6 protein-coding genes are annotated in these 9,297 nt (G+C 72.3%); 4 read left to right on the top strand and 2 right to left on the bottom strand.

Features of this window, described 5'->3' with window-relative positions; genetic code table 11:
- The first annotated feature begins 200 nt into the window (after nt 1-200).
- The 3 genes from KTR66_RS22525 to KTR66_RS22515 are packed head-to-tail and all read left to right on the top strand — an operon-like array spanning nt 201 to nt 4,315.
- Nucleotides 201-1,328 carry a PQQ-dependent sugar dehydrogenase gene (locus KTR66_RS22525; RefSeq protein ID WP_213616707.1) on the top strand — a complete coding sequence of 376 codons (1,128 nt, stop codon included), beginning with the start codon at nt 201-203 and terminating at the stop codon, nt 1,326-1,328.
- Nucleotides 1,329-1,367: 39 nt separating this feature from the next.
- Nucleotides 1,368-2,816: an amidase family protein gene (locus KTR66_RS22520; RefSeq protein WP_213616705.1), complete on the top strand. Its 1,449-nt coding sequence runs from the start codon at nt 1,368-1,370 to the stop codon at nt 2,814-2,816.
- A gap of 2 nt (nt 2,817-2,818) precedes the next feature.
- Complete coding sequence (locus KTR66_RS22515) at nt 2,819-4,315, top strand: M81 family metallopeptidase (RefSeq protein WP_213616703.1); 1,497 nt, start codon at nt 2,819-2,821, stop codon at nt 4,313-4,315.
- Here the strand turns inward: KTR66_RS22515 and KTR66_RS22510 are convergent.
- Nucleotides 4,288-5,877: an ABC transporter substrate-binding protein gene (locus tag KTR66_RS22510; RefSeq protein ID WP_249732362.1), complete on the bottom strand. Its 1,590-nt coding sequence runs from the start codon at nt 5,875-5,877 to the stop codon at nt 4,288-4,290. The two genes, KTR66_RS22515 and KTR66_RS22510, sit on opposite strands and share 28 nt — an antisense overlap.
- 122 nt (nt 5,878-5,999) lie before the next feature.
- Here KTR66_RS22510 and KTR66_RS22505 point away from each other — a divergent pair, with 122 nt between their 5' ends.
- Nucleotides 6,000-7,241 (top strand): FAD-binding oxidoreductase, encoded by a 1,242-nt coding sequence (locus tag KTR66_RS22505; RefSeq protein ID WP_213616701.1) that lies wholly within the window; start codon nt 6,000-6,002, stop codon nt 7,239-7,241.
- On the opposite strand, the gene KTR66_RS22500 is transcribed toward KTR66_RS22505, so the two are convergent.
- Complete coding sequence (locus KTR66_RS22500; RefSeq protein ID WP_213616699.1) at nt 7,242-9,296, bottom strand: glycosyltransferase family 2 protein; 2,055 nt, start codon at nt 9,294-9,296, stop codon at nt 7,242-7,244.
- Nucleotide 9,297 lies beyond the last annotated feature (1 nt).

Here is a 9,297-nt window from a genome sequence, read left to right as displayed (position 1 = left end):
GGCTGCGGCTCCCGGCGCGTGGCCACGCGCCGCCGCGCGCCGAAGCGCGTGCGGGCACGCAGGCGGGGTGGTGTCGTGTTCGCGCGCGTCACGCAGCAGTGCCGGACATGCGCCCCCGCTTAAACCATGAGGCCCGTGTCGGGAAACGCTGGCACGTCACAAATCATCCCCATCTGTAACGCAACCCCGTTGGAGCTCCCATGACGCTGCCTCGCCGCCCCCTCTTCGCCGCGCTGCTGGCCGCGCCCGGCATCGCTCACGCCCAGGCCGAGACCGAACGCAGCGAGCGCGGCGCCTTCCGCTGGCGCGTCCTCGCTGCCGGCCTCGAGAACCCCTGGGGCGGCGGCTTCCTGCCCGATGGCCGCCTGCTGCTGAGCGAGCGCGCCGGCCGCGCCCGGATCATGGCGCCCGACGGCACGCTCTCGCCGCCGCTGGCCGGCCTGCCGGATGTGGTGGCCGAGGGCCAGGGCGGCCTGCTCGACATGCAGCCCGCGCCCGATTTCGCGACCACGTCGGACGTCTTCTTCACCTCCGCGACCCTCGTGGAAGGCGGCGTCCTCACCCGCCTCTCCCGCGCGCGACTCACAGCCCAGGGCTTCGAGGCGGTGCGCCCGGTGCTGGACGCGACCCCCGCGCAGGAGCGCGGCCGCCTGCATTACGGCGGCCGCCTCGCCTTCTCGCCCGATGGCGCGCATCTCTTCCTGACGACGGGCGAGCGCAACAACAGCCGCGAGCGCGCGCAGAAGCTGAATGACCTGGCCGGCAAGGTGATCCGCCTCACCCGCCAGGGCGAGATCCCGCGTGACAATCCCTTCGTCGGCCAGGCGGGGCTGCGCGGCGAGATCTTCACCTATGGCCACCGCAACCCGCAGGGCATCGCCTTCAACCCGGCGACGGGCAGCCTCTTCGTCGCCGAATTCGGCCCGCGCGGCGGGGATGAGCTGAACCTCATCCAGCCCGGCCGCAATTTCGGCTGGCCCGATGTCTCCTATGGCCGCGAGTATTCCGGCCGGCAGATCGCCGGTGGCCGCACCTCCGGCCCCGGCCTGACCGAGCCCGTGCGGCATTGGGTGCCCTCCGTCAGCCCCTCCGGCATCAACTTCGCCCCCGCCCATGCCCAGCCGCTCTGGCGCGGCGCGCTCTACATCGCCTGCCTGAACACGCCCGGCCTGCTGCGCCTGCAGATGGAGGGGGATTCGGTGGTGGCGGAGGAGCGCCTGCTCTGGGGCCGCGCCCGCATGCGCCAGGTGCTCTTCGCGCCCGATGGCGGCCTGCTGCTGCTCACCGATGAATCGCGCGGGCGGGTGCTGCGGCTGGACGCCGCCTGAATTGGTGCGAAGCTGGCGGGCCACCACCGAGGCCCGCCCGTGTCAGACCTGCTCTTCCTGCCCGCCCATCGTGCCGCCGCGCTGATCCGAACGAAGCGCCTCTCGCCCGTCGAATATCTCGACGCCGTGCTGGCGGCGGTGGAGCGCCAGCAGCCGCGCCTCAACTGCTTCGTCACCGTGATGGCGGAGGAAGCCCGCGCGGCGGCCAAGGCGGCCGAGGCGGCGGTGATGGCGGGCGCGCCCCTCGGCCCGCTGCATGGCATCCCGATCGGCGTGAAGGACCTGCTGGATGTGCAGGGCGCGCCGACACGCATGGGCAGCCGCATCTTCGACGACGCCACGCCCGCGAAATCCGATGCGGTTCCCGTGGCCCGCCTGCGCGCCGCCGGCGCCATCCTCTTCGGCAAGACCACCACGCCCGAATATGGCGTGAAGGGCCTGACCGACGGCCCGGCCTTCGGCATCACCCGCAACCCGTGGAATCTCGATCGCACCTCCGGCGGCTCCTCCGGCGGGAGTGCCGCCGCCGTCGCGGCGGGGCTCGGCCCCATGGCGCTCGGCACGGATGGCGCGGGCTCCATCCGCGGCCCGGCCGCCTGCTGTGGTCTGGTCGGCCTCAAGCCCACGCTCGGCGCCATTCCGCTGGAGGGCGCGCGGGACGGCTTCTCCAACAACTCCTATTCCGGCCCGATGACGCGCAGCGTGACCGACGCCGCGCTGATGTATCGCGTGCTGCGCGGCCCGCCTGAGGCCGACACCCTCTCGCGCGACCCGTGGTCGGCGGGCGCGGGGCCGGACCTTCCGCTTTCGCCGGGGCTGACCGGCGCTGATCTCGGTGGCCTGCGCATCGGCTATGTGATGCGCTGCGCGAACCCCCGCACCTCGGCGGAGGTGGAGGCCGGCACGCGCGCCGCCCTCGCCGCCTATGCCGATCTCGGCGCGGAGGTGGAGGAGATCACCGACGCCATCGACTGGATCGAGCTGGAAGGCCGCATCCTCTACCAGGCGAATTTCACCGTCCTTCTCGCGGCCCAGCTCCCCCGCTTCCAGAACGTGATGGACCCCGTCACGCTGGAATTCATGCGCCGCGGCGAGGGCTTCACCCTGGCCCAGTTCCGCGAGGCGCAATTCGCCCGCACGCGCCTCTTCCGCCAGATCCAGGCGCTGCTCGAGCGCCATGACGTGCTGATGATGCCCACCATGTCCCGCACCGCCTTGCCGGCGGTGTTCGACGCCGCGAATGAGGAGGTGGAGGTGGATGGCGTGAAGACCGGCATCACCCGCCAGGGTTGGACCTCGCCGCAATACCCCTTCAACCTGACCGGCCATCCGGCGCTGACCGTGCCCTCGGGCTTCGGCGCGGATGGGCTGCCCTTCGGCCTGCAGATCGTGGGCCGCTGGCGGGCGGAGGCGGATGTGCTGCGCCTCGGCGCCATCCTGGAGCAGGCGCGCCCCTGGGCGCAGCATCGCCCGCCGGGGCTCGGCTGAGCATGGCGCGCCGGCGCATCCTGGCTGGGGGCATCTCCCAGGAATCTCACAGCTTCACGCCCGTGCGGACGGGGCGGGACAGCTTCACCATCACCAGCGGCGCCGATGCGCTGGCCAAGGCGCGTGGCACCAATTCGACCCTGGGCGGGATCATCGCGGCGGCGGATGCGGCCGGCGCGGAAGTCCTCGTCCCCACCCTGTTCCGCGCCCAATCCGGCGGCCCGGTGGAAGACGGCGTCTTCGAGGAGGTGCTCGGCCTGATGTGCGATGCGGCCCGGCGCGGCGATTTCGACGCCATCGCCCTGCCGCTGCATGGCGGCATGCTGACGCCATCGCTGCATGACCCGGAAGGCGTCCTCATCACCGCGCTGCGCGGGATCGTCGGCCCCGATATGCCCATCACGGCCGCCTTCGACCTGCATGCGCATGTGACGCCCGAGATCCTGCGCGATTGCGACCTGCTGGCGGGTTACCTGACCAACCCGCATGCCGACCAGGGTGCGACGGGCGAACGCGCCGGCCGCGCCGCGCTGGCCATGCTGGAGGGCCGCCTCCAGCCCGTGCTGGCGCATGCCCATCTGCCCATGCTGACGCTCGGCCGCGACCGCACGGATGAGCCGCCGCTGATCGGCCTGCACGCCCGCGCGGCGGCGGCGGTGGCCTCCGGCGCGGTGGTGGACGCCTCGATCTTCAACGCGCAGCAATTCCTCGATGTGCCGGGCCTGGGTCAGATCGTCATGGCCTATGGCAATGGCGAGGCCGAGGCCGCCCGCGCCTTGGTGCAGGAACTCGCCGAAGCGCTCTGGGCCGCCCGCGCCGAGACCATCATCCAATATCCGAGTCTGGAGGAGACGCTGGCGCGCGCCGCCCCCGGCCGCGCGCTGATCCTGGGCGACCAGGGCGACCGCGTGGCCGCCGGCGCGCCGGGCGACAGCACGGTGATCCTGCATGCCCTGCTGGCCGATGGGCGTGACCTGCCCGCCATCCTGCCGCTGACCGATCCCGAGGCGGTTGCCACCTGCCGCGCGGCCGGCGTCGGCGCGACCATCACGCTGAACGTCGGCGGCCGCATCTCCACCATGATGCCGCCGGTCAATGTGACGGGTGAGGTGGTGGCCGCGGCGGAAGGCGCCTCGCTCATCTATGCCGGCCCCGCCGAGAAGGGCCAGCGCGCGCTGATCGGCCCCTACGCCGTGCTGCGCGTGGGCCAGCTGCATCTGGTGCTGACCGCCTTCCCCTACTCTTACATCGACCCCGAGTATTTCCGCGCCATGGGGCTGGAGCCCGCCGACCATGCCGTGGTGGTGGTGCGCTCCGGCTATCACTTCACGCTGAACTTCGCGTCCATCGGTGAATGCGTGACGGTGGATACGCCCGGCCTCTCCTCCTACCGCGTGGCCGAGATGCCCTTCACCGTCGCGCGCCCCTTCTACCCGGTGGACGACATCGCCTTCACGCCGAAGGCCGTGATTCACCCCCGCCGCACATTCCACGGGTAGCGCACCGAACCGCCCAGCACCCCTGTCAGCTCGGCGCGATAGGCGGTCTTGGGGTAGTAGATGCCGAGCGGCACGGTCGGCACCTCGCGCAGCGCCAGCGCGTGGATTTCGCCCATCAGCCGCGCCTGCTGCGCGGGGTCCGTCGCGTCCAGCCATTGGCTGGTCAGCTGCTCCATCTCCGCGCTCTCGAACCAGCCCGGCCAGCCGGTCGCGCCCTCGCCGCGCACCGTCGTGTTCAGCACGGGGTTGGCGATGGCGATGCTGGGCCAGGTGGTGTGGAAGAGGCTCCAGCCGCCGCGCTCCACCGGCCCACGATTGTTGCGCCGTTGCAGCAGCGTGCCCCAATCCATGTCGAGCAGTTCGACATTGAGCCCCGCGCGCCGCAGCAGCTCCGCCGTGATGGGGCCGAGCGGCGCGAGCGTGGCGTTATCCGCCGGGTTGAGGATGACGACCTTCTCGCCCCTGTAGCCCGTGGCGCGCAGCGCCTCCGCCATGGCCGGCCCACCGGCGGCCAGCCGGCCGAAGGTCTCGCGGCCGATCTCCTGCACGCCCGGGATGGTGCAGGGGAACATCGCCCGGCATTCCTGGAAGGCGCCCGCATCCGTGCCGGCCACGGTGGCGAGGTAATCCGTCTGCCGCGCCACCATGAGCACGAAGCGCCGCAGCGCCGCATTGTCGAAGGGCGGCACCAGATGGTTGAAGCGCATGACGACGACGGAGCCGAGCGGATCGGCATTCTGCGTGCGGATGCGGCGGTTGCGCGCCACCAGCGGCTGCAGGTCATGCGGGACGGATTCCATCCAATCCACCTCGCCCTGGATCAGCGCCGCGACGGCGGTGGATTTGTCGGCGATGACACGCCACTCCACGCGCTCGAAATGCGCGACCTTCCCGCCCGAGGTCCATTCCGGCGCCTCGCTGCGCGGCCGGTAGCCGTCGAAGCGCCCATAGGCGATGAGATGGCCGGAGGACCACTCCTCTCGCAGGAAGCGATAGGGGCCGGAGCCCACCACCTCCGTGATCGGCGAGTCGGCGGCCGTGCGGATGATGCGCTCGGGCATGATGAAGGCCGGCTGCGAATGCGGCTTGGCGATGGCGTCCAGCAGCAGCGGGAAGGGGCGCTTCAGGCGGATCACCAGCGTGCGGTCATCCGGCGTCTCATAGGCCTCCACCGCCGTCGCATAGACGCGGCCGAAGGTGTCGCGCCGCGCCCAGCGCGCGAGGCTCGCCGCGCAATCGCTCGCGCGCACCGGCTCGCCATCATGGAAGCGCAGCCCCTCGCGCAGGCGGATGGTCCAGACGCGGCCATCGGCGCTGACCTGATGGCCTTCCGCCATCTGCGGCTGCGCGCGCATCTGCCCATCCACGCCATAGAGGGTGTCGAAGACGTGATAGCCGTGCTGCACCGCGACCAGCGCCGTCGAGATCACCGGATCGAGCGAGACGAGGTCGGTCGAGGGCACGAGGCGCAGCGTGCGCGCGCGCATGTCCTGCGCGAGCGCGGGCGCGGCCAGCGTCAGGGCGGGTGGCAGAAGCAGCGCGTCGCGGCGGCTGAGGGTCATGGCGTTCTCCAAAGTGTTGGCGTGAGCCTAGTCCGGATCTTGCTGCCAAGTCATCCGGACATCCATGGACGCAGGCCCGCTTCCTCGGCCATCCTGGGGCGCGTGATGCGAATGGGGATGGCATGGCGGCTTCGGTGATCGTGCTCGGCGCGGGGATGGTGGGGGTCTCGGTCGCGCTGCACCTGCAGAAGCGTGGCCGCGCCGTGACCCTGCTCGATCGCGAGGGCCCGGGCGAGGGCGCCTCCTTTGGCAATGGCGGGCTGATCCAGCGCGAGGCGGTACACCCGCATCCCTTCCCGCGCAGCTTCTCGGAGCTGCGCCGCATCGCCGGCAACACAGCGCTGGACGTGCATTACCACCCGATGGCGCTGCCCGGCTTCGCCTCACCCCTGCTGCAGTATTGGTGGAACTCCGAACCCCGCCGCTACGAGCACGCGGCCCGCGCCTTCGCCGCGCTCATCACCACCTGCCTCGACGAGCACCGCGCGCTGGCGGAAGGCACCGAGGCCATGGCGCTGCTGCGCCCGATCGGCTGGATGAAGCTCTACAGCGACCAGGCCACCTTCGACGCCGCGCTGGCCCAGGCGCGAGTGGCGCATGCGCATCACGGCGTGAACTTCAACGTGCTCGACACCGCCGCGCTGGCCGCGGCCGAGCCGCATCTGCTGGTCAGCCGCCTCGGCGCCATCCACTTCACCGATCCCTATTCCGTCAGCGATCCGCATGCGCTGACGCTGAGCTACGCGCGGCAGTTCGAGGAAGCGGGCGGCCGCCTCCTGCGCGGCGATGCGATGAGCCTCACGCGCGCGGGCCAAGGCTGGCGCGTGCAGGCCGCGGAAGGTGCGATCGAGGCCGAGGAGGTGGTGGTGGCACTGGGCGCCGCCGCCGCGAACCTCACCCGGCGCTTCGGCTATGCGCCGCCCACCTTCGGCAAGCGCGGCTATCACATGCATTACCGCATGCGCGGCAACGCCACGTTGAACCGCCCGATGCTCGACACCGAAAGCCGCTTCCTGCTCGCCCCCATGCGGGCCGGCGTGCGGCTGACCACCGGCGCCGAATTCGCCGCCAACGACGCGCCGCCCACGCCCATCCAGCTCGAACGCGCCGAGCCCGTGGCGCGCAGCCTGCTGCCGCTCGCCGATCGCGTGGAGGACACGCCCTGGATGGGCATCCGCCCCTGCACGCCGGACATGCTGCCCATCATCGGCCCCCTGCCCGGGCAGAAAGGCGCCTGGTGCGCCTTCGGCCACGCGCATCAGGGCCTCACGCTGGGCCCCACCACCGGCCGCCTGCTGGCCGAAATGATGTGCGGCGAAAGCCCCTTCCTCGACCCCGCGCCCTACCGCGCCGAACGCTTCTGATCAGCCGCGCTTCCATTTGTGATTGTAGGTCCAGGCGTTGAGCAGCGTCAGGTTCCAGCGCCCCGCCTGCTCATCGGCGCGGCCCTGGGATTGCCGCTCGAGATGCACCAGCGTCGCCGTATCCACCATCACGCGCCGCAGCCCGGCCTCCGCCAGCCGCGCCGAGAGATCCGCATCCTCGAAATCGCCGATCACGTAATCCTCGTCGAAGCCGCCGAAGCGCTCCGCCACCTCCCGCCGCAGCGCGAGGCAGGCGCCGGTCAGCGCCTCCACGTCGCGCAGCCCATGCGCGGCTTCCGGCGGGCGTAGGCCCTTGCCCGGATGCTCGGGGAAGAACCAGCCGCCAGGGCCGCGCTCCAGCACCATCCCGCCATGCTGAAGGCTGCCATCCGGATAGAGCAGCCGTGCCCCGGCCGCGCCGACGGAAGGTTCGGCCACGGCCTCGACCAGCCGGTCCAGCCAGTCCGTACCCTGCGGAAAGGCGTCGGCATTGAGGAACACCACCACCTCGCCCTTCGCGTGCCGCATCCCGAGATTGCTGGCCGGGCCGAAGCCCCTCGCCTCGCCGGGCAGGATCAGCCGCAGCGGCATCCCGAAGCGGTCGAAGGCGGATTGCGCGAGACCCAGCGCCGCCGCGCGCCGGGGCGGGTCGTCCAGGACGAAGATCACCTCGTCCCGTTCCATCCGGCAGGCGGTGAAGAGCGCCATCTGGGCCGCCATCATGTCCAGCCGCCCATGCAGCGGGATGACGAGGCTCGCGCGCGGCGCGGCGGGCGGTGAGCCGAAGGCGTGCTGCTCCACCGCCATCTCGCGCGCCAGCCGCTGGCGGTTCAGCGCCACCAGCGGCTGGCCCAGCACGCTGCCGAAGGCGTGGTCCAGCGCCGCATCGGGAATGGCACCGGCTTCAGCCAGGATGGCGCGCAGCGCGGGCAGCTCGGCGCTTTCCGGCGCGGGCAGCGGCAGCGTGCCGCTCTCGCCACTCGCCAGCGTCACATCCAGCCAGGCCTCGCCCAGCCTCACCGGCACCGGGGCCCGCGCGAGAAAGCCGCGCCCGCCCTCGCCATCCCAGGCCATGGTGTCGAGCCAGGCGCCGGGCCTGAGCGGCCAGGCCTGCTCCCCCGCGCGCAGGCGGATGGTGCGGACCGCGCCCTGCGGATCATGCAGCCAGCCCTGCAGCACCAGCCCCTCGGGCGTGCGCAGCCCGCGCGCCACGCGCAGGCGCACCGGCGCCGAAAGCCAGGAGAGCGTCTCCCGCCCGGTGAAGCCACGCGCCAGCAGCCGCTCCATCTCGCGCTTGGCCGGCCCCTGGGCGGCGGCCAGGCGGTTCACGAATTCCGCCGGCATGGGCCGCGGCGCCTCGGCGAGGCCGCGCGCGGGCGAGAGGTGCAAAGGCGGCCGGCCCGGCGGCAGGAGCTCGGCGCCGGTGATCGCTGTCTCGCCCGGGCTCGGGATCGCGGCCAGCAGGCCGCCGCCCGGCAGGGCGCAGAACGACGCCGCCGCGGCGGTGCCGGGCCCCTTCGCATCGCGCAGCCGCATCGGTGTCGCGGCCTCGACCAGCGCCGCCTCCAGCCCCGCATCCGCCAGACGGATCACCAGCAGCCGGTGGCCGGTGCCGGGCAGGCCCGCCGCCGCCTCGATCACGCCATCCCCGGTGACGGGCGCGTCGGCGGTGCCGCTCTCCGCCGGCAAGGCGGCCGGCCCGACCGTCACGTCGGGCCCATGGCGCGGCAGCAGGGCCTGGGGTGGCGCATCGCCCGGCCGGAAGGCGACCGGCGCCTCGCCGAGGATCTGGACCAGGATGCCGCCGCCGGTGAAGGCGACCTCGACCCGGGGCGAAAGCGCCTCCTCCGGTGTGAGCGGCAGGCGCAGCTCCTCGCCCCATTGCCCGCCCAGGCAGTCATTCACGATGAGGCAGGGCCGCCCCTCATGGCCGCGCACCACCAGATGCAGGCGGATATCCTCTCCCTGGTGGTAATTGGCGCTTTCGGATCGCGCCACGGCGCGCGGACTGAAGCGCAGCGATTGCGCGAAGGGCGGGTGCAGCGTCTCCGGCATG

Origin of the sequence: Roseococcus sp. SDR, assembly GCF_019083995.1 — a bacterium.
Classification (GTDB): domain Bacteria; phylum Pseudomonadota; class Alphaproteobacteria; order Acetobacterales; family Acetobacteraceae; genus Roseococcus.
This window is presented reverse-complemented; position numbering and strand designations above follow the sequence as displayed.